Annotated in this window: 21 protein-coding genes; 4 read left to right on the top strand and 17 right to left on the bottom strand. The window is 35.6% G+C overall.

All coding sequences use genetic code 11. The features are described 5' to 3' along the window. Window positions 1-8: 8 nt before the first annotated feature. On the bottom strand, window positions 9-1,952 hold the full coding sequence (locus ACJJVX_RS13505; RefSeq protein ID WP_405631869.1) for a response regulator: 1,944 nt from the start codon (window positions 1,950-1,952) through the stop codon (window positions 9-11). Window positions 1,953-2,121: 169 nt separating this feature from the next. Between ACJJVX_RS13505 and yvcK the strand changes: the two genes are divergently transcribed. After that, window positions 2,122-3,006 carry a uridine diphosphate-N-acetylglucosamine-binding protein YvcK gene (gene yvcK / locus ACJJVX_RS13500; protein WP_405631867.1) on the top strand — a complete coding sequence of 295 codons (885 nt, stop codon included), beginning with the start codon at window positions 2,122-2,124 and terminating at the stop codon, window positions 3,004-3,006. Here the strand turns inward: yvcK and ACJJVX_RS13495 are convergent. Next, window positions 2,989-3,321 (bottom strand): Hpt domain-containing protein, encoded by a 333-nt coding sequence (locus tag ACJJVX_RS13495; protein ID WP_054204588.1) that lies wholly within the window; start codon window positions 3,319-3,321, stop codon window positions 2,989-2,991. The two genes, yvcK and ACJJVX_RS13495, sit on opposite strands and share 18 nt — an antisense overlap. Before the next feature lie 20 nt (window positions 3,322-3,341). Here ACJJVX_RS13495 and ACJJVX_RS13490 point away from each other — a divergent pair, with 20 nt between their 5' ends. After that, complete coding sequence (locus ACJJVX_RS13490; protein WP_054453560.1) at window positions 3,342-4,373, top strand: glycosyltransferase family 4 protein; 1,032 nt, start codon at window positions 3,342-3,344, stop codon at window positions 4,371-4,373. On the opposite strand, the gene ACJJVX_RS13485 is transcribed toward ACJJVX_RS13490, so the two are convergent. From ACJJVX_RS13485 to ACJJVX_RS13420, 14 genes are all read right to left on the bottom strand, one after another. Next, window positions 4,342-5,769, bottom strand: a complete 1,428-nt coding sequence (locus ACJJVX_RS13485; protein ID WP_054204586.1) for a sigma-54 dependent transcriptional regulator — start codon at window positions 5,767-5,769, stop codon at window positions 4,342-4,344. The two genes, ACJJVX_RS13490 and ACJJVX_RS13485, sit on opposite strands and share 32 nt — an antisense overlap. 99 nt (window positions 5,770-5,868) lie before the next feature. After that, the gene (locus tag ACJJVX_RS13480) at window positions 5,869-7,332 is read right to left on the bottom strand and encodes a SpoIIE family protein phosphatase (protein WP_054204585.1); all 1,464 of its coding nucleotides are present in this window, start codon (window positions 7,330-7,332) and stop codon (window positions 5,869-5,871) included. A 7-nt stretch (window positions 7,333-7,339) separates the two neighbouring features. Further along, window positions 7,340-8,044, bottom strand: coding sequence for an AAA family ATPase (locus ACJJVX_RS13475; protein ID WP_054204584.1), 705 nt, complete (start codon window positions 8,042-8,044; stop codon window positions 7,340-7,342). Then, window positions 8,041-10,134: an SLBB domain-containing protein gene (locus ACJJVX_RS13470; protein ID WP_054453554.1), complete on the bottom strand. Its 2,094-nt coding sequence runs from the start codon at window positions 10,132-10,134 to the stop codon at window positions 8,041-8,043. Before ACJJVX_RS13470 ends, ACJJVX_RS13475 begins: the two co-directional genes overlap by 4 nt. A gap of 1 nt (window position 10,135) precedes the next feature. Then, window positions 10,136-11,008 (bottom strand): OmpA family protein, encoded by an 873-nt coding sequence (locus ACJJVX_RS13465; RefSeq protein WP_235575728.1) that lies wholly within the window; start codon window positions 11,006-11,008, stop codon window positions 10,136-10,138. 9 nt (window positions 11,009-11,017) lie between these two features. Further along, window positions 11,018-11,338, bottom strand: a complete 321-nt coding sequence (locus tag ACJJVX_RS13460) for an STAS domain-containing protein (RefSeq protein ID WP_054204582.1) — start codon at window positions 11,336-11,338, stop codon at window positions 11,018-11,020. Window positions 11,339-11,502: 164 nt separating this feature from the next. Beyond that, window positions 11,503-13,326, bottom strand: a complete 1,824-nt coding sequence (locus ACJJVX_RS13455; protein WP_054204581.1) for a sugar transferase — start codon at window positions 13,324-13,326, stop codon at window positions 11,503-11,505. 10 nt (window positions 13,327-13,336) lie between these two features. Beyond that, window positions 13,337-14,419: a glycosyltransferase gene (locus ACJJVX_RS13450; RefSeq protein WP_054204580.1), complete on the bottom strand. Its 1,083-nt coding sequence runs from the start codon at window positions 14,417-14,419 to the stop codon at window positions 13,337-13,339. Then, window positions 14,416-15,909: a sugar transporter gene (locus ACJJVX_RS13445; protein WP_054453546.1), complete on the bottom strand. Its 1,494-nt coding sequence runs from the start codon at window positions 15,907-15,909 to the stop codon at window positions 14,416-14,418. Before ACJJVX_RS13445 ends, ACJJVX_RS13450 begins: the two co-directional genes overlap by 4 nt. Window positions 15,910-16,094: 185 nt before the next feature. Continuing rightward, window positions 16,095-17,237 carry a glycosyltransferase gene (locus ACJJVX_RS13440; RefSeq protein WP_342884186.1) on the bottom strand — a complete coding sequence of 381 codons (1,143 nt, stop codon included), beginning with the start codon at window positions 17,235-17,237 and terminating at the stop codon, window positions 16,095-16,097. Window positions 17,238-17,240: 3 nt separating this feature from the next. Further along, window positions 17,241-17,945: an acyltransferase gene (locus ACJJVX_RS13435; RefSeq protein WP_054204577.1), complete on the bottom strand. Its 705-nt coding sequence runs from the start codon at window positions 17,943-17,945 to the stop codon at window positions 17,241-17,243. 1 nt (window position 17,946) lies between these two features. Further along, window positions 17,947-19,302 carry an O-antigen ligase gene (locus ACJJVX_RS13430; RefSeq protein WP_054204576.1) on the bottom strand — a complete coding sequence of 452 codons (1,356 nt, stop codon included), beginning with the start codon at window positions 19,300-19,302 and terminating at the stop codon, window positions 17,947-17,949. Further along, window positions 19,286-20,704: a lipopolysaccharide biosynthesis protein gene (locus tag ACJJVX_RS13425; RefSeq protein ID WP_082355622.1), complete on the bottom strand. Its 1,419-nt coding sequence runs from the start codon at window positions 20,702-20,704 to the stop codon at window positions 19,286-19,288. Before ACJJVX_RS13425 ends, ACJJVX_RS13430 begins: the two co-directional genes overlap by 17 nt. 8 nt (window positions 20,705-20,712) lie before the next feature. Further along, complete coding sequence (locus tag ACJJVX_RS13420) at window positions 20,713-21,864, bottom strand: glycosyltransferase (protein ID WP_054204574.1); 1,152 nt, start codon at window positions 21,862-21,864, stop codon at window positions 20,713-20,715. Window positions 21,865-22,015: 151 nt separating this feature from the next. Between ACJJVX_RS13420 and ACJJVX_RS13415 the strand changes: the two genes are divergently transcribed. Further along, window positions 22,016-23,005, top strand: a complete 990-nt coding sequence (locus ACJJVX_RS13415) for a glycosyltransferase family 2 protein (protein ID WP_316244662.1) — start codon at window positions 22,016-22,018, stop codon at window positions 23,003-23,005. Next, on the top strand, window positions 23,005-23,391 hold the full coding sequence (locus tag ACJJVX_RS13410) for a response regulator (protein WP_054204573.1): 387 nt from the start codon (window positions 23,005-23,007) through the stop codon (window positions 23,389-23,391). Before ACJJVX_RS13415 ends, ACJJVX_RS13410 begins: the two co-directional genes overlap by 1 nt. 7 nt (window positions 23,392-23,398) lie before the next feature. Here ACJJVX_RS13410 and ACJJVX_RS13405 read toward each other — a convergent pair whose 3' ends face one another. Next, window positions 23,399-24,310, bottom strand: a complete 912-nt coding sequence (locus ACJJVX_RS13405) for an endonuclease/exonuclease/phosphatase family protein (RefSeq protein ID WP_405631858.1) — start codon at window positions 24,308-24,310, stop codon at window positions 23,399-23,401. Between the last annotated feature and the right edge of the window lie 25 nt (window positions 24,311-24,335).

Genomic DNA, 24,335 nt, shown 5'->3' with positions numbered 1-24,335 from the left:
ATCATATATTACTGAGTAAAGTACGTCTTGAGCGCTTTATTTAAATCATGAAAGCGTATAGGTTTAGTAAGCACCTTATCCATTCCAGCATCTAAGCAAGTCACCTTATCTTGGTTAGATGCATTGGCAGTTAAGGCAAATATAGGTATATTTAGCCCCAATTTATTGCGAATTATTTTTGTCGCAGTTATCCCATCCATGATAGGCATCATCATATCCATTAAAATTAAATCATACTGCTGATCATTTAATTTATCTAATGCCACTTGCCCATTATCCGCTAGTGTAACATCATGATTTAACTTTTCTAAAAAGGCCTTAACAAGAACTTGGTTTGTTGTATTATCCTCGACGACTAAAATAGACAGCGACTTTAATGTGAACTCCTTATCTGTGCTGTGGTCAACTTCTTCATATATCTGGTAAGGTATGCTAATTGAAAAAGTTGTTCCTATATTTAAAACACTATCAACATTAATAGTTCCATTCATTAATTCAATCAAACTCTTCGTTATGGTTAGGCCTAAGCCTATGCCCTGTTGCCCTCGGTTTACGCTGTTATCAGCTTGATTAAATGCATCAAAAATTGAATCTATCTTATCATTAGAAATACCTTGTCCAGTATCACTCACCTCAAACTTTAAATAGTTCTCAGCACAAAATGCATGTAAGTGAATAGTACCTACTTTTGTAAATTTAAACGCATTGCCTAGAATATTAAATAAAATTTGTCCTAATCTAATATCATCAATTAACACGAGTTTAGGTAGTGTAGGTGAGATATCTGTATTAAAAACAATACATGAAGATTTCTCGGTAATTAAAAATTGCGCCGCAATATTTTTTGCTAATGATGCAACATTCGTAGGTCTAAGCTCCAACTCTGCGGTTCCTGATTCTATCTTTGAAAAATCAAGGACATCAGAAATAATACCTAATAATAAGTCTGCACTACTATTGGCGTAGTTTAACCAACGTGTTTGTTTTTGGGTCAACTCAGTATCTGACAGCAGCTCTAGCATTCCTAAAATAGCATTCATGGGTGTTCTGATTTCATGAGACATCACAGCTAAAAAAAGAGATTTAGCTGTGCTCGCTTCTTCGGCTCTTTCTTTGGCTTGCTGCAGAGCTTGCTCTCTATCTTTAGCAACGGTTATATCTTTAGCGATACCTAAATAGCCGATGTAATTTCCTTGCTGATCGTATTGTGGCTTTCCACTTAAGGAAACCCATGCATTTGGGTCGCTATCTATCTCGAATTCGAAGTCAAGGAACTCCTCTTTACACACTAATAAGTGATTAAACTGAAGCCATTTTTTGTGCTGTTTTTTTTCATTTTCAGTCACAATTCCATCAAAGGTTTTATTAGTAAATTTTTTATGATAAATCTTATGATAATTATCATTGCTCAGTACATTTAAAAATATATTTTTGGTATCCGTACGCCAGAACCACTCACTTGCAAAATCTTTAAATAAGTCGCTGCGTAGTGAGTAATCTCGAAGCAAGGATTGTGAAATATCCATTTTTACTTTTGTACTTGCAGAGTGCTTTATAAATAAAAAAAACTGTTGCAATAAAATATCGATAAGCTGAAGCTCAATAAATTGATACCAGCATTCTTTTAATACACAAGTAAAGACTAAAAAATCACGATGTGTAACCTCATAAAGTGCATTAACTTTCACAGTGTCAGCTTTTATTCGTGATCCTTTTGGATAAAATAATTCGGAGCTATCTATTAAATCATTAACCTTAAGAACGGTAGAGTTACTATAAAGTACAGAGTAGCTGTTACCTTGTTTTCCTAATATGGCACACTCATCATAATCTATATAATTACAAAGAATTTTTTTTAAGTTGTCATATGCATCTTGTTCATCCTTGCTGGTTGTTAAAAGTGCTAAATCGTCTTTGAGTCTACTTGAGCTATAGTTGTTTTTTATTTGCACTTATCACCTATTTATAATATGCATTGCACATTGCAAATATAGATGCTCTTGTTGTTTTTATCCACTAAGTTTAATAATTTTGTTCTTTAATTTTCATTAGCTTACAAAGTAACTTAATCATGGAATAAATAATGCTGTATATAAACAACATTATTAAGGTGATTAAATTATGAAGATAGTATGTTTAGGTGGTGGCCATGGTTTAGCGCAGGTATTAAGTGCAATAAGACCATTATGCAGTCAGTTGTCAGCAATTGTTGCTACTACAGACAATGGTGGAAGCACTGGACGGATACGAGAGGCCCAAAAATGTGTAGCATTAGGCGATATTCGTAGGTGTTGTTTACAATTGACGGATGATCAGTCTCTTATTCATTCTATTTTCAAACATAGGTTTGATGGTGGTGAATTAGATGGCCATAGTCTTGGTAACTTAACCTTATTAGGGCTGACTCAGCTGACAGAATCACCAACTGAAGCGGTAGCTTGGTTTAATGCAATGTTAGGAAATGCTGAGACAATTTATCCAATGTCAGATCAACCAACAGATTTAGTCGCAACACTACAAAACGGTGAACGTATAGTCGGTGAATGTGAAATAGATGCTCTTACAGAGATACCGAATACCATCAGTTTGTCATCAAACATAAAAGCAGCCCCAGGCTCAGTAGATGCAATTATGAACGCCGATCTTGTTTTAATTGGTCCAGGTAGCTTAATAACAAGTGTTATGCCTTCTTTGCTAATTCCTGAAATAGCCGATGCAATTAAAAAAACATCGGCATGCAGAATATTTATTGAAAACATCACTACAGAAAAAAGTGTTATGAAAAATATACCATTAAATGGCGTAGACTGGCTAGAAACCCAACTTGATTATCAGTTTTGTGACTTAAGTATTTCTGCGGAAGCAATTAACGATATTTTGCTCCATTTTAATGAAGAAATTAAAGTAAACGACCAACAGCATGATATTAGCCAGCTGAGTCAGGTATTTTCAGAGATTCTAAAGATACCTATGCGCGATCACAGTACATCAACTACCATTAATTAGTCGCTCTGCGTGTTTAAAGGTGGTAATACTTTGATGCTCAGCTTGTGAAATCAGGTTGCTTAATTGAGAGTCGAATTGTCGCTCGTTTGCTTTGACCTCAATTTGGCCGCAAAGCTTGCCTAATTCGAGCGCACCATAGCTTAGACTGCTGCTTTTTAAGCTGTGCGCATTAATTTCTATTTCTTGCTGTTTTGTTGGGTCTATTAGGTTATCGATTACTTTTTTAGACTCTGTAACATAGACTTGTAATAATTTTTTTGCCAGTTCAGGGCCAACATCTTGTTCGAGCTGCGAGAATACAGTGTTATCGATCATTCCTACTCCTTGGAGGTGTTATGTATTATAAAGTGTTGTTGTTAATAGATTCTTCACTGTTAGGTGGTGTAGAAACCCATATAATTGAGCTTAACAAACTTTTAAAAAAAAACCAGATAACATCGACAGTTTTATTTATTCAAGATCATAACAATGAACCTTTTTACGCGCTTCTAGATGACGCTAACATCAGCTATACATTTTCGGACGGCAGCTACACTACGACAGCCAGATTAGTAAATCAAATAGATATAAATACGGTTTTACATACACATGGTTACAAAGCGAGTATATACGGTAAGTTAATTTGCAAATTACATGGTAAGCGCTGTGTTTCTACCTATCATGCAGGAGAAGCTGGTAAAGGTAAAGTATGGTTATATAATCAGTTTGATACCCTTATGAGCTATTTTTCCATCAATTTTGCTGTATCTTCACTTATAAAAAACAAAATATATAAAGCACAATTACTCGAAAATTTTATTGAATTTAAGTCATCTAACGTACAAAAAATGAATGGCGGCATTTTGAATATTGGCTATGTTGGGCGCTTATCTTACGAAAAAGCACCAGATAAATTTACTCAACTTTCAGAGATGTTTAAAAACAACTTAGGTGTGCAGTTTCATCTATTTGGTGAAGGCCCAATGAAAGACAAACTGAACCTTAGCTATCTAACTTACCATGGCTTACAACCCCAGGATAAAATATGGAAAACTATCGATGTTTTATTAATTTGTTCTTTGGAAGAAGGTTTACCTATGGTATTGATTGAAGCCATTGCCAATAATGTTCTCGTAGTCAGTACGCCAGTTGGTGAAGTACCTAACATTATTGAAAATAACATTACTGGTTATTTACTCAAGAATCATACAGTTCAAGAGATGTATCGAGTATTGAACTTAATAAGCAAGCAGAGCTCAGTGGAAATTAATAAAATAAAAAACGCAGCATTAATATCAGCTAAACCGCGCTTTTGTGGCGATCTACAATTTAACTTATTACAACAGGCGTATAAAACTAGCTTACCGCGGACTCTTCCCAGCCTTTAATTTTTCTATAAATAGTCGATGGACTCACATCCAACAATGCAGCAGCCTTTGGGATATTGTTATTGCAAATTGAAATTGCATTTTCGATGTAGCGTTTTTCCACAACCCATAACGGCTCTATCTGGTTTTTATCATTTAGTTTTGCCGGTTTGTTTAGCTCTTCATTTATGTGCTCATGCTGATTGAAAGGCGAAACACTGTTAAGCTTATTAACCGCGTTATGAATAGGCGATGTAGATGGAAAAATTGGGATCATACTTATTTCAATAAACTCGGCATTATTCAAGACTATTATATTACGAATAGTATTTTCGAGTTGTCTTACATTTCCAGGCCACTCATAGCGTTCAAATAAGCTTTTAACTTCAGCAGACATACCTTTATAAACGCGACCTTCTTCTTTACTGATCTTTTTAAATAATGCATCTGCAACTTCTATTACATCATTCTCACGGTCCCTTAAAGGTGGCAATGAAATTGGAATTACATGTAAGCGATAATATAAATCCTCTCTAAAACGCCCGGCTTCTACTTCAAGCAATGGATCTCTATTCGTTGCACAAACAAAACGTACATCTACTTTTGTCTCTTTCTCACTGCCAACTTGTTGATAGCATCCAGTCTGAATAAAACGTAATAATTTACTCTGCAGATTGATATCCATTTCGCAAAGTTCATCTAAAAATAGAGTTCCGCCGTTCGCTTGGCCAGCTGCACCTTCTCTATTCGATATTGCGCCGGTAAATGCACCTTTTAAATGGCCAAAAATTTCGCTTTCGATCAAATCTTTCGGTATTGCAGCACAATTCAACGCTACAAAAGGTTTATTTGATCGTGGCGATGCTAAATGTACGGCTTTTGCGCATAATTCTTTACCAGTTCCACTTTCGCCAGTTATAAATACCGTTGCTTTACTTACCGATGCCGAATTAATTATCTGATAAACAGATTGCATAACACGAGAGCTACCAATTAAATCGAAATATTTTCCATTTTCATAAGTTGTCTTATAAGTTTTGACTGTTTGTTTTAATGCTTTTAACTTTAATGCATTATTAACTGTGATTCGAAAACGATCTGCTTCAATAGGTTTCTCTAAGAAATCACTAGCACCTAACTTAATCGCTTGTATAGCCATTTCTTTTGTCGCATGGCCAGTTAACACAATAACTTGAGGTGAATTTTCCGTACTAAAAGAAGATAAAATATCTAAGCCATTCATATCAGGTAACATTACATCTAAAATAACTAAATCAGGCTGAAATTCATCGAGGGCATCCAACGCTTGTTGACCCGTATGAGCAATCTTTGTATTAACACCTGTCGGAATTAAATAAGATTGGTACATAAGTGCTAAAGATTCTGTATCTTCTATTATTAAAACTTTAGGGGGCATAAAGTACTTCCTTTTGGTTACAACCAACTACAGAATATAGGATCTCTTACTACAGCTTAGTGTGTATTAGGTAGATTTGTAAACACTAATAGTAAAATGCTAGCTAATTACTATCAAAGACGCATCATCTATCTCTTTTGTTAACGATACTTGTGTACTACGCCAAAGCTGTTCTGCGTATTCATTATGCGCTAATTCCCCCCCAGGCAAATTTACACGCAGTGAAGTAATATCATCTTGCTGAGTTTCTCTATTCTCTAGCCACCCGTCAGTGTAAAGTAATATATGCTCAATATCGTCCATGGGATAATCAAACAACTTATAATGATGATCTTTTGACAAACCTAATAATGGATCTGTGCCTTTTAAATCAATTATCTCCCCTTTTTTAGTAATTATAACTGGTGATGGGTGGCCTGCATTTAGCCAGTAAAAGCGATTATTGTTAATAAAGGCGATCAGTAATGTAACTATGCTTGATTTACATATTTTTTGATCATAAAGCGCTTTGTTTAAACTTGGTAATAATGAGGTAAGAGATGGATTACTAGATAAATAACCACTTATGAACCCTTTAACAGCAAAACTTTCTTTTAGTGCCTGAAGGCCATGTCCCATCATATCACCCAATACAATTGGCTGTAGTTCATGTTCAGGTAGCATACAAAAATCCCCCCCATTATTGGTCGTTATTGAACCAAAAACACGGGCTTTTCTATTATTTTCAATATCAATTACTGCTGGTGTTTGGTTATCGGATGTATAATATTTTAAAGCCGAGAAACGATGTATAACGCGCTCAATACTTTGTAATAGGCGCATCTTTTTTACTGGCTTAATTAAGTAATCATCAACACCAAGGTGATTAATTGTTCTTATAACTTCTTCACTATCATCCCCTGTAAGCATCACTACTGATAGTTGCATTTTTAAATTTGATTGGTTTAATTTCTTTAGCAGCGGCTCACATGTGCCTTGTTTTAGCTTGTGATCGAGTAATAAAATAGTGGCGCCCGATGTTAAAATTGCTTGCCAACCTGATTCAATATCAAGACAGGTGATAACCTGAAAATAAGGTGTTAAGTAGGCCTCTAACAAAGCGAGTTGGCTTTTATCATCATCTATATAAATAAGCGTAGGACGCTTATCTATATTCTGTAATGTAAATGAGAAATAATTGTATTGTTCATAATTACGATATGACGCTTTAGGATAGTAATGCCTTATAAGAGCAACTCCCATGCCCCCTTCAACAAGTTCCCCACTCCCTATATCCCAGTTTGAATCATTGTTAGCGAATAAATCATATGGCTCTAAATTATCAATGAACTCTAAAGTAATTTTTTTATCATCGCTGCGATATATCTTTAAAGTCAGGCTTTCTATTACATCACTCATATTATGACGAATTAGATTTGTTAAATATTCCGTACTCACCAAACCGGCAGAATCTATATCGCTATTACGTACCGATAAAGCAGTTAAAACATGTTTAAGTACTTGGCGTATTTCGCTTACTGCTGACCACTGTAATGTGAACTTTCGTTGATATAATGTATCCATAATTGGCTCAATAGGGATGAAATAACCATTGCTGGCGGTTAATTTTATTAATTAAAAAACGTGTAAGTCGTGGCCATTTATGCTGCCTTGCTTTTAAGGAAGCGATCATTCTAACGCCTAGTGGTGCAAATTTATGCTGGCCAATAATTATTCTTATATGTTTATGCGCCGCATGTTTTAAATTCTTAACAGCACTGCACAATGATTCTTCATCATTCACACCTAAAGCAACTGTAAGAAGTGTTAAGTCAGAGCATAAACTAAGCGCATGCAATGGAACATTCCCTCTGTTTCGTTTTAATGCAGGTGACATATCAAGTAAAATATAGTCATATTCTTGTTTTAGTCTATCAATTCCATCGTTTAATATTTGCTTGTTTTTGACTGATTCAGTTTCACTTAAATTTTGCATCGTCAACAAGTCAACATGCTGATACTTAACAATGTTCAGTTGGCATGAAATATCGCTGAAGCACCATTCGTTGCTAAGAGATGGTAAGGAGTTCCCTATTTGAAAAGGATGTAACGGGTTTAAATCAATGATTAAAACTTTTGCTCCTTGTGCATTAAGACGTCTTGCAATACTTGCACATAGTGATGATGAGCCTTCTTCGCCAGATAATGACATAAAAGTTATGCATCGGGCTTGGTGGCTATTAATTTCATTACACACCTCTTCGAGCTCTTGATATTGAACAGGAATTAGTTTCATAGGCCAACCACTAATGCAATTATTGTTACAAAATCAAGAAAGTTGGATCTAAATTGGCTAAGTAAGTCTTGACCTTTATCAGGTACGTATAACGTATCGCCCGCTCGCAATACAGGTAAATTTACGGAGTTTGGGTTTTTAACAAAAGCTTCTAAATCAAATACCCTAGATTGCTCCTTGCAGCAAGAGTGATTTACAACGACTATTTTATCAATTAATGCCGAACTTGAAGGACCGCCAGCTTCGGCTAGTGCATCAAGAATACTCATTGTGTCATTAAAAGTATAACGCCCAGGTTTTTGAACAGCCCCCATAATTCTAACTACTTGTTCTTTGGGAGTACGCAACCAATCTTTATCTTTTTCTGGAACGAATATGGTGTCGCCTGGTAAAACGTGCGGAAACAATGTTTCATCGCCAGTCTCAAAATACAGGGCTAGGTCAAGTTTACTAACACGTGCTGTATTGCCATTTCGATGGGTGATTCTAATGTTACGAAGATCAGCGTTTGCGTTTGGACCATCCGCCGCAGCTAAAATATCAATAAAGTGCATGTTGTCATTAAATGCGTAGCGACCCGGAGAGCCAACTTGACCCATTATATAAATAGACTTGCTAGATTCTTGACGTATCCACTGTGACTTATTGTTTCCAGGATCGACGGGTAACTCTTCAACAATAATTGTGTCACCAGCAATTAATTGAGGTAATGTTAATTGGCCATCTGTGATTGTGTATTTTTCTAAATCGAAGCGCTGTGTCACATCACCATTTCGGACAATTTTTATATCATTAATGTTTGCGCCTTTAGTCGGCCCCCCCGCATGCGCTAGTAAATCGGTGAAGTCCATCTCTGTGCTCCATTCATAGCGACCTGGGGATGTAATAGCACCAATAATTTTGATTGCTCTTTTGGGTGGGATTTTAAGCCAGCTTTTTTCATTTTGATCTGTTTTTTCTGGAACAAAAATTACATCACCTGGGTTCAAATCTGGTACTGTTACTGACGTTAAGCCTTCACTATAACCTTGAAGGTCAAAAAGAATACTTTCCCCATCAGGTGTTAATATTTTAATTTGTCGAGTTTCAGCAAAACGAGTTGGTCCACCTGCATTAGCTAATATATCCAAAAAATTAGTGCTGTCAGCTGCCTCATAAGCGCCAGGTTTTTGTACTTCACCCATTATATATACAGTGCGTGAAGTTGTATTTACATCATCAACCATAATAGGGACATATACAGTGGAACCTGATTTTAACCTAGGCATGGTGTCATTATTAGGTTTATCAAGATACGCTTTTAAATCAAAAATTATGGGCGTTTTATCATTAATTACACGGATTTTAGTTACATCAGCGTAACGTGTTACCCCTTCAGCTCTCATTAAAGCGTCTAGTACGCTCATCTGTTCTTTGAAAGAGAAACTTCCTGGATTATGAACCTCTCCTAATAATGTAATTGCACTGTTATCGCTTGCGTCACCAGATGCACTTAATGTTTGTGCGTCAAAGTCAATTTGTACATTACCAAGTAATGGCGATACTGGCACAAATACTGTATCTGCACTTTTAAGTTTCGGCAGTAATTTGCTATTACCAGAATCAAGATACGCTTTGTAATTAAACTCTATAACTTCTTCACCTCGACGAATTTGTAGACGATCTAACTGAGCCCCTGGTTTTAAATCCCCCGCCGCAGATATAACCATTTGAATATTTCCATCAAATGGGATACTCACTTGTGAGGGAGTATTAACATAACCTAATACATTGATAATAATGTCACGAGATCTTACTTCCACGTAAAAATCTTCCATTGCCACATAAATATCGCTTAGGAGCGTTTTTAACTCACCTTCAACTTGACTTACTTGTTTATTAATAACAACCACCTTACCAATTTCAGGTAATAAAATGGTGCCGTCTTTATTAACTTCAAATACATTTTCGAATTCAGGTTCTCCAGGTAAATACAAAAATAATTTATTGCCCACTTCAATATTTCTAGTGTTATTTTCAGCATTTTCATTACTTAAGCAAACACTAGAATAGCTCAATAGAATAGTTAAAATGATCACAATAAACTTCATACTAATACTCCTTCGGACCATTTAATATTTTGGTCCAATTAGATAAAGATTTAGCTTTAGGATTGGTAGATTCATCATCTGCTGTAATATCAATCACAATCGCTTCGACTCTTCTGTCAGAGTGACGTTTAGCAAATGAATCAGCATCACTACTATAAGGCTTTAGATTACCTTGAGTTAGGGTTGTTATGTATTCAGGATTCACACCATAAATACCTAGCCAATGCTTTACTGTTTCTGCTCTTTTGAGTGCCAGTTCAAAATTATCATTCCGAGTGCCGGATTCATCAGTATGACCAATTAGTAATAGTGATATATTTTTAACTTGTTTAATTAAGTCTGATGCCTGTGCTAGCTGGGCCATGTATTTAGGCGTAATTTGAAAATCATCAACAGCAAATTGATTATCACTGTTAAGTAGGTTTTTAATTTGATCTCTAATTGACCGTGTTGCTTTTTCTTGAGCCTCAACTTTTACACCCGCACAAGATGTCATTTTGCTTACAGTTTCAAAATGATTACTCAACTGTGTTAGAGCATGATGATGTATTAATAAATCATGCTCTGCGTCTTGCCACATTTGTGCAGACACTAATCTTCTAATACGATTTTCATAGATTTGTGCTCTAAGCAATTGTCCTGGCATGCATTGTTGAATCCCTTGAGCTTTAAGTAAATCAAGTTTTAGTACTTGGTGCTCAAATTCACTAATAACGAGGGTTTCTTCTGATTGGAAGATCCTATCTTCTTGTTCATCCGTTAACGGGTAATTTTGATATCTTTCAGCCCATCCACCTTGCCCTTCATCTGGCCAAGAAGCACAGCCTCCCATTAATATTATTAAAACTAAACATATTATGTGCTTCAAATTCATAGTTTGTCCTTAAATTACGTCAGACTGCTCGATAAATGGAATTGTTTTATCTACACGTAACAAGCTCATCAGTTTATGGGGTTGCCCTGATACGTTTAGCAAAGCTAGTTTTTGTCCATTTTTTTCAATGCGCTTATATAAAAAGACCATCGCACCAATACCTGATGAATCAATAAATTCAGTTTTAGAGAAGTCTAAAATAATCTGCGGTTCAGGACTGTGAGCTAATTGCTCAAATTGATCTTTAAATGTATCGACGGTTAGGCCTGAGAAATCTGTGGGGAGTGCGATAATTTGAATATCGCTATTTGCATTAGTTGATGAAGTCATAATATTAACCTTTATGTTGTTAGCTAATTAAATATAGTACAACTTAAGTGCCAATGTTTAACTTATTGATATATAAATGATAAAGATTAAGGAATGAAAATAAATACGCAAAATGCAACATAACTATAGTCATCCTTTGCATTTTGCGAACTTGTTTGGCGGCTTTATTGCCCTTTCCCAGTAAAAACAACGATAAAAGTTTTAGTTAAAATTGATATTTCCATTTTTAACCAGGACATTGGCGACGATAAACTGAGTACATAGGCATAATCCCACCCTATTTTATTTCTCGCATCTTCTAAGGTTTCATCATAACCATTCATTACTTGCGCAAGGCCTGATATGCCGGGTTTGATGCCATAAGTTCGTTGACAAAAGTATGGGATTTCTTTTTCTAATTTACCGTAAAATATAGGCCTTTCTGGTCTTGGGCCTATTAAAGACATATCGCCTCGTAATACATTCCACAATTGCGGCAATTCATCAATTCGGGTTTTACGAATAAAGCGACCAACCGGCGTTATCCGAGGGTCATCTTTCGAAGCCCAGACAGCACCACTTACAGCTTCAGCATCAACAACCATCGAGCGAAATTTATAAACATTGAATAAAGAGACGAATGTATCTGTGCTTTCACCAACCCTAAATTGTTTAAATAGCACAGGCCCTTTCGACGTTGATTTAATAACGATGGCTGTAGTAAGCAGAATAGGAAGCACAAGAACTAACCCAACAATTGACCCAATGATATCAATTACTCGCTTAATAACTCTAACTACCGGAAATTTTTGTTTCGATAATGTATTTACACGTCGCCATGGCTTATTAAAACTACCAAATTCATATTTAATAATGCCTAAGAGCGCCATAAAATAGCTATTGATGATATAGATAACTTTGTCGACAATGGGTATTTTTTTTTGCACATTAAAAAGGCGTTTTATAAAGTCAATACTATGTATCGTTATTATTCCAGTACTTATTAATATAGCCCAAGGTGCATGGATAACTATTGCAGCACAAAAAACGGTAATATAAATTGCAGCTAAGATTAGCGGCATCACCCCGCGCAGTACTTTATGCGAAAAAAAGTTAATAAACGTCCAGCCTAACCTAGGGTTGAGCAATGACATTAAAGATTTTATTTGCTGCCAGTTACCAGCCCCCAACCTCACGCGACGAGCATAGTCTTGTGCTTGTTGATCCGAGTCCAATTCATATATAACAATATCTTTATCGATGACTGCTTTGCCGCCACTTTGCATAGCTCGCATAGATAAGACAAAATCGTCATTAATTGTTCCATTCTCAAGCTCAAATGCATGATCAGATCTCATCGCAAACATTGCACCAGGCACTCCAATTACAGCACCACGTTCAGATTCCATCTGTTTAAGTTTATTTTGATATTGCCAGTAACCTTTTTGTTCATTTGTCGCTGCTTCATCAAGTGTATATAGCCCGGTGGTCACGGTAACATCAGGGTCTTCAAATTGGTTTGCGATTTTATTTAATGCATCAATGCTTAGTAATGCGCTAACATCTGAAAACAATAAAATATCGTATTGTGAACGAGCAATATTTATTAAGGTATTAATACCTTTAATTTTCCCTTGGTTATCTGGGTTTACATGAAAAAAACAGTTTACTTGTTGATCAAAAAGAGATGCTTGAGCCTTTTGCGCTAAATCAAAGCTATTATCTGTACAACCATCGAAATAGACATGTATATCAAATTTTGTTGTCGGATAAAGTAAAGAAGCAAGGTTATGCAGCTTTTCACTTATATGTGCCTGTTCATTATAAACACACATTAATATTGCAATAGTGGGTAATTCATCCGTATTTACCGCAGTATTGTCTGTCGCTTTATCTTGAGGCTGCGAAGCAAGCTCTGGTTTTAATAACCTGAGTAGTAATGGATAGCCTAAGTGGTGGTATAATACGATACTCACCAACAAAATGAAGATAACCATAAATATTTCCATTTTTTATTCCTTAAACTGTCAAACCTGCATATAAGTTATCGTATTGGCTACTCATTCCCTTAGCGTCTGCAAGAGCTATAACATGATTTCGAATTGGCATACCACTTATTAGAGTTGTTGCTTTAATCAACGCGGGAGCTAAATTATGAGGCTCTGATGCAGACACTAGAATACCTTGCTCTGGGGTTACTACTTCATGAATACCACCTACATCAGAGGCAACGATAGGTTTACCACATGCCATAGCTTCTAATATAGATAATGGCAGTCCTTCTCGTTGTGAAAACAAACACATAACATCAATACTGGAATAAAAGACTTCCATATTCTGAACGTTCCCTAGAAAGTGAACCCGTTCTTGTAAACCCATTTTCAAAGTCAAAGCATTTAATGTGCTTTTTAAACTCCCATCACCGGCAAAAACTAAATGATAATCGCTAGGAAGATCCAGCAAGCTCATGATTAGATCTTTATGTCCTTTACCTTCCTCTAAACGTGCAGAACATCCAATGAGTGTTGCAAATTTAGGTAAGCTGAATTCATATCGTGCATGATCACTGTCAATTGATGAAAACTTACAGCAATCAACGCCATTTAAAATAGTTGAGTCTGTGTTAATGGCTGTTTTTGAATGGAAGTCATCAGCAACAACTTTTGCATCGGCAACCCAGTGTACATTTGATAAACTATTTAGCGCTTTAGTAATAAAACGTTGTTTAAAGTTATTTAAATACCATGCATCATGTACTGTCGATAGGTGCTTAAGTTGGTTATTCTTAGCAGAAACACAGGCAAGACCTCCGTAAAGCATTGGTCCAATATGATGGCTATGAATAATATTAATATTGTATTGCTCAACTAACTCAACTAGTTTGTTTACAACATCCAGTTTAAAGCCAGGTTGTTTGTCTAAACAGATTATTTGTGGATTAAGCTCAGCAAGTTCAGGCCACGAAGCTATAGCGGTGTCTTTATCTCCTTCTAAAGAGACAATAATGCTACTTTGGCTATAACGACTTTTTTGTAATAAAGTGACAGCCATTTTTTCAAGACCACCAATTTTAAGATGTTGTACTAAGTGCATAACCTTCATGATAATTCACCCTCTTTAACCATATTTTGATCACTGTGTTCAAACTCAAAATCGTTATCAATAATTGGTAATACTGTAACGACTTCACAACATGCTAGCTTTTCAATAGTCTGTATATCCTTCAATCTACTATCACAAAGTACAGCAACGAACACACTCGCTATACCTGTAAAAATGCCTAGAAACACTCCCACGATACTTGATAAAATAAGTGAAGTATTAATTGGCTGAGTAGGACTATATGCCCGCTCGATATTTTTAACTTTATCCGGGCCTTCATATTTAACTAACTTACCCGTGACTTTAGCCATTTCGTAACGGCTCAGCATGTCTTTATAAAGTGACTGCTTCACGTCATAGTCACGCTCTAATTTTCTTAATTGCTTTTCAACATCGCTTGTTACTAATAGCCGATTGCTAACCAGTTCAACTTGCTCAGAAAGCATCTCGAATTCCTGCTCTTGCTGAAGTACTTGATTCTTTGCCTCTTCAAGTGCTAAAAGTTGTGAAACTAAAACACTGGTTTCGTTATTTTTATCTGTGGGTAAGGTATTAACCATTTGCCAAAGTTGATCGATGTTCTCTATATCAACCTCTTTACTGGTTTCAAGTAAAGCCTGCTGTCGGTTTTTAAGATTCGTAAGTGCCCTTTTTTTTTCAACAACTTTACTGTGTTTGTCGGTATAGCGTGATCTTAATGTACTCAGTTCTGATTCAGTTCTAATTATTTTCTCTTCAATTCGTCCAAGAATGGGGTTTGCTTGTCCCATTTTGTTCATTAGTGCTTTAAGTTTAGCTTTAGCCCCTGAAAGTACGATAGATTTCTGTTGCTGATCTGATAGTAATTTATCAAATGTCTGACGGTTACTGTGTAAAACGGCTGGTAACGTGCTGCTATTTTTAGCTTTAAATTGAGCAAGCAACTCTTCAGATAGTTCCAGTTCATCTCTTAAACTCACTAGCTGTTGATAAAAAAATTGCTCAGATGTATCAAGTGAGGCTTTAGTTGGTGCAAGCAAGCTTTCTATAAATTTCTCAACGATTTTTTCCAGTACTGCTTTCATTTGTGTCTGGTCATGCCAAGTAAAATTAACACGTACTAATTCATCGCCAATTAAAGATAATGACAGCGCTTTTGCTAATTTTTGATGTATTTCTTCAACTTCTTTTGGCTTTGAGTTTTCATTAATTAGTTCAGTTTCCCTTGCTACAGTAATCAATACTTTACGGCTTATTACTAATGTGCGAAGTGCGGCCATACGGTCAGACAATTGAAAAGAAAAAGATAAATCATCTAAATAAGGATTTAGTAATGCAGATTCTTCAATTAAAATTGTTGCATGATTCATGTATTGCTTTTGTGCAGTTGCTGACATAACGAAAACGACAATAGGTACAATGCATAGCGGGATCATAAATAGTTTAGCGCGGGTGTACAGAGCGTACAGCGCCAAATAAAGTAACCTTTTAATTTGCTCTTTTACCAACATCTATTTACCACCGATATTTCGCATTTTGCTAATTCGTTTCTCGAATCTATTTGCATTTTGAGAAACTCATCTCTAAAACAAACTATTAAATTAATAGCTGCAGGTTGTGAGCCACAATGATGAAAAATTTAGGGGAATAAGCACACCAACAGTAGAATTTGAGGTTCAGATTAAATCAGGCAAGTTTAGTCGCTGAGATTTACTAAATGGGATTCCACTAATGATGCTTTCGATTGCCAGCTGTGGTTACTTGCTAAGTTTGACTGTATCTCGCTGAAAGAGAACTCAGTTGCGCAGCTTAATTGAACTGCTATATCAACACGTGTTATAAATCCATCATGATCATGAGCAACTAAAATAGTTTCTTGGTATTTATTTACAGCAGGAAAACTGGTGGCTACGATCGGAGTACCACATGCAAGGTATTCCTTTAGTTTGAGGGGATCACAAGCTCTTATTTGCTCATTATCTATAAAAGGGAGTAACGAAACTTGCCAATGTTGTGAAAATTGAGCAAGCCTAGCATGATCAACAGCATTTATATGCGTCACATTGGAAAGCGCCAACAAGTCGCTAAAATCATCGCTTATATTTCCAACAAGAACCAGCTCATATTGAGTACGACTGGTAGCTAATTTGTATAATAGCGCTTTATCTAGCCAAGCATTTAAAGAGCCATAAAAGCCTATTTTTGGTTTATTTATGCCTTTGAGCTCAATTGCTTTTACTGCTCTGTTATGAAATAAATCAAAATCAACACCATGAGTTAGTAATTCTACTTTTTCTTTGGGCATTTTATCAGCCAAAAAATCGCTAATAACGTAGATTAAATCAGCTTTTTTTATCAATGCAGATTCAAATGGTTCAACCATTTGATGATCAACCCCCGCTAATGCGCTAAAATCATCACCACAATAATAAACAACACGATCGATTCCTTTTCGTGGGGATATTAGAGAAATGGCAGTGGGTACGCTTAACCAATAAATAATAGGCTGTTCATTTAAAAATGAACAGCGTGAAAATAAATAACGGTTAAACATCCTCGCTAAATTAAAGTCATGCCATGGTAAAATAAATAAATTATACACTTTCATTAACTTATCGTTATCAGCAGACGTTGCTTGATTTTTTTTGTTCGTATTGCTGCTACAGAGTTGCATCAGCTTTTGTAAAACTCTTTTAATATCAGTAACTTTGATGCTTGGCTTCCTCATTCCGATTGAATTTATCCAATGCACTTCATGCTTTTCAGATAATTCTTTAAACAGGTGCTGAGTACTACTTGGGTGTCTCCCCCAATCTTCTCCAAAAACAACAAACTTCATATATCAGCCCTCTATATTTTTTACGACTTTAGCTGGATTACCCGCAGCGATAGTCATTGCTGGAACATCTTTGGTCACTACACTGCCTGCCCCAATTATTGCCCCGCGACCTATTGTTACGCCAGCGAGTATAGTAACGCCTGTGCCGATCCATGCGCCTTGTTTTATGACTATATCACCTACTTGAGACTCATCATCGGGTAAGCCTGCTGCGCGTTTATCACAGTCAATTGGGTGCCCTGGGAAACCAGCTAAAAAGACACGTCCAGCTAGGCGTACATCATCTTCAAGCACAATTAATCGACCTACTGAAAATGCATTTTGCCATCCAATATCAACGTTGTTTCCAATAATAAGTTTCGGCGTCATACCGTCACTCCCTCTTGCACAAAACGTACTTATTCCCGAAATACGATTATTATTACCGCAACTAATTTCAATATTACCCAGTAGTTGCGGCATACCGGAATAAAGGAAGAGCCCTTGTTTTGAACCCTTAATTTGGCTTTTGAAAAGTGGCGTAAAATAAAAAATGCGCATTAATTCACTCACCACTGTAATGAGAAAATTATGTAATTTATAGATCGCAAAATGCAAACCTGGAATGACGAACATTTGCGGATTTCGAATGGTTTTTGCGATTTTAAAAAGTGACTTAGCTAATGAACTATCACTATTTTTTAACCACATTTTGAAATTTAAAATCATGCTATAACTCCTTTTGACTTTCAAGTGCAAGCTTTTCTAATGCAATTGTCAGTGCTAAAATTATGTACAAAGGCCAAGTAAATGCTTGAGTTAAAAAGGTTCCAGATACCATAAAGCCAATTAAACCGGCTTTTAGTGCCGAAGCATTTATTGCAATGTTGTCGTTACGGTTAATTTTTATAAGCGTAAAAACTCGCGACAAACTTCTATAAATGCTGACTATAACTAGAATGAAAATACATAGTCCAACAAAGCCCGTTTCTCCTAATACTTGAAACCATGTACTATGCACTGCATGATTCTTGCCATCCCAATGCGGACTGTAAAAGTAATAATTAACAAAGAAGTTATTCACTCCAACCCCTGTTAAAGGATTAGCAAGCGCCATATTAATAGCCGCTTGCCATGCATAAATACGTCCCATTGCCGACTCATCAACGCCGCCTTCTTGAGCCCCTCCGCTTTGACGATCAGTAATACCGGCAAAAATCATAAGTACCAACATCCCCACTACGCCGATACCAGCAACGATTAGCGGATTTTTAATTTTTTGGTATAAGAAAAAACATATAATTGCAGCAATACCGAGTAACCCTCCTCGGCTTTGTGTTGCTATAACTCCTGATATTGCTAATAGCAAACCGATTGCAGCTAGCAATCTACGCAACGAGTGTGCATTTGTGTTAAACATCTCGGCGGCTAAAAAAGAGACTGGAAACATCAATACTAAAGACAAATCATTTGGGTCGCCTAATTGAGAGCGAATATCGCGAGAAATCGTAACCCGAGTGCCTTCTACTAGGCCAATACCATTGATTTTATTGCTTAAAGCAACAATTGCTATGGTAACCCCCGACACCATAATACCTAGGCGAACACTATTAAAATGAGAAAGAGATGTCATCCACCAACTAATAGCGAAAACCATAATTAGCACTTTGACCAATACACCTGACCAATATTCTATTGCGATCCCTTTATTTGAAGCACTAAATACACACACTGTGAGCCACACAAACCAAATTACAAAAATTAGATGAGTTGTACTCCAATGTGGCTTAAGTTTTTTTGAAATAAATAAATGCCACACGATCCCTAAAATAGACGCCAATGCTAAAAGCTTGGGGATCTTCAGAGGCATTAGCACAGGGAATGCTTCGTGTAGTCTAAAATAACTAAATAAAATAAATAAAATAATAAAGGCCACACTTACTTTAACTGCTGTAAATGCGGCAAAAGGTAGAATCAAAAAAGCAAATACAGCAATAGGACCCAGTTGAAGATACAACCCAACTACTAAAAATGTAACTAAGCTTGCATTAATAAGATGACTATTATTTTTATAAAATTGATGCATCAACATGCCTTGTAGGGAAAGCTTTAATTACTCGCTGAATATCTGTTTTATAGAGTAATGAAAGAAAAACTAAAAATGCAGTGAGGATACCAATATGTAAAACAAACCATTGTGGGTAAAAGACTACGCTACAGAACAAACAAGCAAGTGAAATCCAACTCACTATTAAGTCTTTGACGTTAATTTGTATTTTTTCAAGTCGTTGGCTTATCACAAAAAAACTGGCTGCTTTAAATAACTGCATTATTAACAATGCTAAAATTGCACCGTTAACACCTTCATTTGCAACCAACAACCATAACCCAATCATTGCGATTACTGCTGCACATGCATTTATTAATGTTACGTACAAGCCATTTTTATGCATAAAACAGCCTATATTTAAAATATCGCTATGATGCCTTATTGCAACAATAATTATTAAGGCGGGTAACCACCAAGTGTTTGTTTGATATGCTGAAGGTAAAACCAGATTGAATAATATTGGAGCTAGTATCAACATAATAGCGCATAACGCTAAACCAATATTAAGACTGCGCACCGCACTAAAACTGTAGTTAACTTTGTCTTCTTTTATAAAGTCAAAACGCTTGGCAAACCACCACATTCTAATTGGTTCGAACGTGAAAGAAGTCATAACTGCAAACTGTACAGCAACATAATATTGGGCTAAGACGGCTTCTCCCTCATGCGCAACAATAAACCAGTTTTCAGCGCCATTGCCAGCGTACACACATAGTGACGATACTATGATAGCCAATAAAAAAGCGCTATGTTGTTTATTGAGTCGCCATGAAATGGATGCATAGGTAATTGTTAATTTTTTTATTACAAAAAATAGCGCAATGAGCAAAATCAGTAACGTGCTGATCATTCCTGAAAACATGACACCGGTGATACCTTTTCCCAAAAGTAATAATGAGATCGTAACTACAGTTTGTAATAAACCATGGCAGACGGCTAATACGCAATAATGTTTAGCTAAATTGTAAACTCTAAAATATGTATAAGGTATTGCTAGTAAAGCGGATAAGGACAAGTTAATACATAACAGTTGAAAATCAAGTGGTGCCACATTAGCAGGTAAATGCACAATAATTTTATGTGTAAAAATCAAAGCAATTACAATAAATAAACTACAAACAACAGCGCTTAAAACTAAACAATCTCTAAACAAAGCAAGCTTTAATCGGTTGTCATTATACTGTTGTTTAAATAAAAGCTCTGGCAAACCTAAACATAGCAAAAGTGAACACACCGAGGAGACAGAAACCAAAAAGTTTAATTCCCCAAACTCTGTTAAATCTAAAAGCCTTGTCGTTACTGGCAGTAATAAAAACCCAAGTCCTTTAACAACGACAACAGATATACCAAAATATAGTATTTGCTTTAAGCCTGTCATAGGCTCTCCTATAGGGCTTGCACCCATTGTGAGAGTTTTTTTGCCTGATGCGTTGCATTAAATTGTTTAGCAACAAGTTTCTTTGCATTTTGGCCCATTTCAAAGCGTTGATGTGGTGTTAGCAAGTAAAACTTATAGATCATTTTTGTGATATCAGAAATACTCCCTGGTAAGCATTTATAACCTACTTGATTAGTTACTATTTCATTCGCCCCCATAAGACTAGTAGTTAGTACAGGTACACCGCAGGCCATAGCTTCTTTTAATACAACGGGACCTGTATCACGGTCGCCATTGTTAGCAATGCAAAATGGAGCGATAAGTGCAGAGTATTGGATAGTATTTTGAGCGATCCAATCAGGAGACTTTTTGCCTAAAAATTTGATTTGATCTCGAATTCCTAGTTTCTCAGCCATATAAATCAAATCATTTAACATTGGGCCGTCCCCTACTACATCCAATGTAATATTGAATTCATTAGGCAGTTGCTTTAAAGCAGGTAATAAAAATTGTAAGCCTTTTTTCTCCACTAAACGACCAATAAATAATAACTTAACAGACTCATTAAGTGATCTAGGTGAAAACCTAAATTGCTCAAGGCTGATACCACAATGAAGTAACTTGATAGAGTTTTTTGAGTATTCCTTAAATTGGTCAGCCATGTCTTTGCATACAGCAACAGAGAAGTCGCACAATGCAACTTTTTGCTCTAAATCAGCTTTATTAACATACACATCGTGGCCATGACCTATAGACGATACAGTGATCCCAGCAATTTTAGCGCCGATGATCCCATAAGCTAATGGACCATGCATAAAGTGACAATGCAGATGGTTTATATTGAATTTATTAATTAAACGAGCAATCTCATTTCCATAAGCTAATAATGATGGTGTTGAAATAGATTTAAATTTATTTGAGTAATTCAGTGCTTTAAAAAGCGTAGGTAATTTTGTAGTAAAATTCGAGATGCTTATAATTGATGGTTTATCTATTGTTACAACATTAACATTGATATCTAAAGCTGTTACCAGCTTTGTTTTTTCAAACGTAATAACAGTCACTTTATGACCCGTAGCTACTAATGCGTTAATTTCAGTGATTACAAAAGTTTCAGATGCAATTGGAAAGCTTGGTACAAGGATGCCAATGTGTTTCATAGTTAATTCCCAAAGAATATATATTAACTATTAAGTGGCAATATCCGTGCCTTATAAAAAACCACTAAAACCGCTCATATTATCACCGCTTTGCAAAATACTTGCAAAATGCAATGCGTTTAACAAATTAAAACTTAAAAACAGTGTTTAAATGGGCATTAAATCTTGGCTTCGTAATTGCGTAGTATTACTTAAGGTAATTAAAGAGAGAATGGATATGAAACCTGATGTTAGCGTTATAATCCCAAATTACAATTGTATAGATTACTTAGCTAAATGTATCGATAGTATTGTTATGCAAAAAAACATATTAGTAGAGATTATTATTATCGACGACGGTTCAACAGATGGTAGCGTTGACTGGATAGAACATGAACAAAAAACTGTCCCTCAGATTGTACTGATCAAACAAAGCAGACAAGGAGTTGTTAATGCTAGAAACTTAGCAATTGAAAAAGCACAATCAGAATATATAGCTTTTTTGGATGCTGATGACTATTGGTGTGAGGATAAGTTATTTTCACAATTTAATTATATGAAAAAAAATATTGATTGTGTTCTCTCGTTTACAGATTACATGCACATAACAGAAGATGGCAAAGAGATTATTAAGTGCTTTGAGTATTGGCCTGAAGCTAATTTTTCTAAAAGTAAGTCTCTTATAAATGATTACAAAACCTTTGATGATGCGCTGAGTAAATTAATGTACGCAAACGTAGTCGGCACATCAACAGTCATGGTCCGTCGAAGCGCAATTATAGAGGCTGGATGTTTTGATAATAAACTAACCAGCGCAAGTGATTTAGATTGCTGGTTAAAACTAGCGAATATTGGAAATGTTGCCTATTCACAACAATGTGCTATGCATTACTTAATGAGAAGTAATTCAATCACGGCAAATAGACTTAACAGACTGACCGCGATGGTTGAAATTGTTAATCGTAATATCAAAAACTTAAGTTTTTTAGAAAATGCTAAAGTTAAAGCTAGAATTAATGAATGTTATGGCGAGTTTTACAGAGAAGTCGGCAAGCGAGGCAAAGCATTAATGTGTTCTCAAAAAGCATTTTATTTATTTCCTCATAAACGAAATTTTAAACACCTACTTTATGATCTTAAAAGCCTTGTAGGAAATAAATAATGTCACATACTATTGTGATAGTCGATGATGACGAAGCGATTTTACGAGCTTTAAATCGCTTACTCAAAGCAGACTTTATTCTTATTCTATTTACTAATCCTTTAGAGGCGATTAAGTATGCGAAAGAAAATGAAATAGATCTGGTTATTTCTGATTTGCTTATGCCAAATATTGATGGCTTGAATTTGCTAGAGCAGTTTAAACAGATCCAACCTGACTGCTCACGAATGTTGCTCACAGGCTATGCAGATTTAGAAACATCTAAGTCTGCGATTAAACAAAACATTGCTCATTTGATAACATCCAAACCATGGGATAATTTTGAATTAGTGATGCTTATTAGGTTGTTAATTGAAAATAGTTGTTTACGCAAAAAAATGCTGTGAACATTATCTACCTTTCTATCATTTTAAATGTTAAAGAACGATGATCACTACCTTTTATTGTTGATAAATAGACCTCTCTAAGTTTAATGTTTTCACTTACAATACAGTGATCAATCGGTACCCCTGTAACTTCACTAAATAACTGACTAAAAGGAGACCAGCTAGAATAAATACCGTAGGCGTCAACGCATGTTTCACCGAGATCACTTGGAAAATAACGAGACCAGCTAACTGTATTTAAATCCCCTGTTATAAACCAACTACTATCAGTACTTGTAACAGCTGTAGTTAACACACGAAGTAACTGGTTCCGTTGCATCCAAAGCTCTTTTGAACGAGGTGAAGGTGGATGTAAAAAAAAGCCATACAGTACTTCGTCATTTTTTAAAAAACCTAACTTAATATAACCAAGCTTTCGATTTTCCTGTGTATTTAAATATCGAAATATAATTGGCAGTCTAGAAACAACCACAATACCAAATGGGGAGCCTTCTACTGAGTCATACCCATAGAGTGAAAATTGTTCATTAAACTTAGTTAATTTACTACGATGTGTATCATTAAACTCTTGAAGAACTAAGATGTCCCATGTATTTTCTTCATAAAAATCTTGTAACACAGTTTTAATATGCTGATTATAGTAATGCAGGTTTATTAATTTAACCGTGATTGTATCTTCTTCTGTTATGTTAAATTTACTTTGAAATGGTGCATAGTGAGCTAACAGCAAAACAAAAGAAATACTTAATAAAACCATAGCCGTTTTTTTAATCTTCAAAAATAGCAGTAAACTAATTAAGACCAAGCAATAAATTAGCTGGCCTCTAAAAGAGGCTATTAAATCCAACACATAGTTATCTATTTTGTTAAAAGCCAAGAACAATACAAAAATATAAACCCCACCGAGAAATATTGCCATAACCCCTCCTTTGATAATTATTTTA

It is taken from the genome of Pseudoalteromonas sp. Ld20 (assembly GCF_045064175.1).
Classification (GTDB): Bacteria; Pseudomonadota; Gammaproteobacteria; order Enterobacterales; family Alteromonadaceae; genus Pseudoalteromonas; species Pseudoalteromonas neustonica.
The sequence above is the reverse complement of the archived record's forward strand: the minus strand, read 5'-3'. Positions and strand labels throughout refer to the sequence as shown.

Coding starts and splice junctions, on each gene's coding strand:
- ACJJVX_RS13490 (WP_054453560.1), top strand. CDS start 3,342: ATGTATTATAAAGTGTTGTTGTTAATAGATTCTTCACTGTTAGGTGGT.
- ACJJVX_RS13480 (WP_054204585.1), bottom strand. CDS start 7,332: ATGGATACATTATATCAACGAAAGTTCACATTACAGTGGTCAGCAGTA.
- ACJJVX_RS13435 (WP_054204577.1), bottom strand. CDS start 17,945: ATGATTTTAAATTTCAAAATGTGGTTAAAAAATAGTGATAGTTCATTA.
- ACJJVX_RS13465 (WP_235575728.1), bottom strand. CDS start 11,008: ATGAATTTGAAGCACATAATATGTTTAGTTTTAATAATATTAATGGGA.
- ACJJVX_RS13470 (WP_054453554.1), bottom strand. CDS start 10,134: ATGAAGTTTATTGTGATCATTTTAACTATTCTATTGAGCTATTCTAGT.
- ACJJVX_RS13450 (WP_054204580.1), bottom strand. CDS start 14,419: ATGAAGGTTATGCACTTAGTACAACATCTTAAAATTGGTGGTCTTGAA.
- ACJJVX_RS13485 (WP_054204586.1), bottom strand. CDS start 5,769: ATGCCCCCTAAAGTTTTAATAATAGAAGATACAGAATCTTTAGCACTT.
- ACJJVX_RS13455 (WP_054204581.1), bottom strand. CDS start 13,326: ATGGAAATATTTATGGTTATCTTCATTTTGTTGGTGAGTATCGTATTA.
- ACJJVX_RS13445 (WP_054453546.1), bottom strand. CDS start 15,909: ATGTTGGTAAAAGAGCAAATTAAAAGGTTACTTTATTTGGCGCTGTAC.
- ACJJVX_RS13420 (WP_054204574.1), bottom strand. CDS start 21,864: ATGAAACACATTGGCATCCTTGTACCAAGCTTTCCAATTGCATCTGAA.
- ACJJVX_RS13495 (WP_054204588.1), bottom strand. CDS start 3,321: ATGATCGATAACACTGTATTCTCGCAGCTCGAACAAGATGTTGGCCCT.
- ACJJVX_RS13415 (WP_316244662.1), top strand. CDS start 22,016: ATGGGCATTAAATCTTGGCTTCGTAATTGCGTAGTATTACTTAAGGTA.
- ACJJVX_RS13425 (WP_082355622.1), bottom strand. CDS start 20,704: ATGACAGGCTTAAAGCAAATACTATATTTTGGTATATCTGTTGTCGTT.
- ACJJVX_RS13430 (WP_054204576.1), bottom strand. CDS start 19,302: ATGCATCAATTTTATAAAAATAATAGTCATCTTATTAATGCAAGCTTA.
- ACJJVX_RS13440 (WP_342884186.1), bottom strand. CDS start 17,237: ATGAAGTTTGTTGTTTTTGGAGAAGATTGGGGGAGACACCCAAGTAGT.
- yvcK (WP_405631867.1), top strand. CDS start 2,122: ATGAAGATAGTATGTTTAGGTGGTGGCCATGGTTTAGCGCAGGTATTA.
- ACJJVX_RS13405 (WP_405631858.1), bottom strand. CDS start 24,310: ATGGCAATATTTCTCGGTGGGGTTTATATTTTTGTATTGTTCTTGGCT.
- ACJJVX_RS13410 (WP_054204573.1), top strand. CDS start 23,005: ATGTCACATACTATTGTGATAGTCGATGATGACGAAGCGATTTTACGA.
- ACJJVX_RS13460 (WP_054204582.1), bottom strand. CDS start 11,338: ATGACTTCATCAACTAATGCAAATAGCGATATTCAAATTATCGCACTC.
- ACJJVX_RS13475 (WP_054204584.1), bottom strand. CDS start 8,044: ATGAAACTAATTCCTGTTCAATATCAAGAGCTCGAAGAGGTGTGTAAT.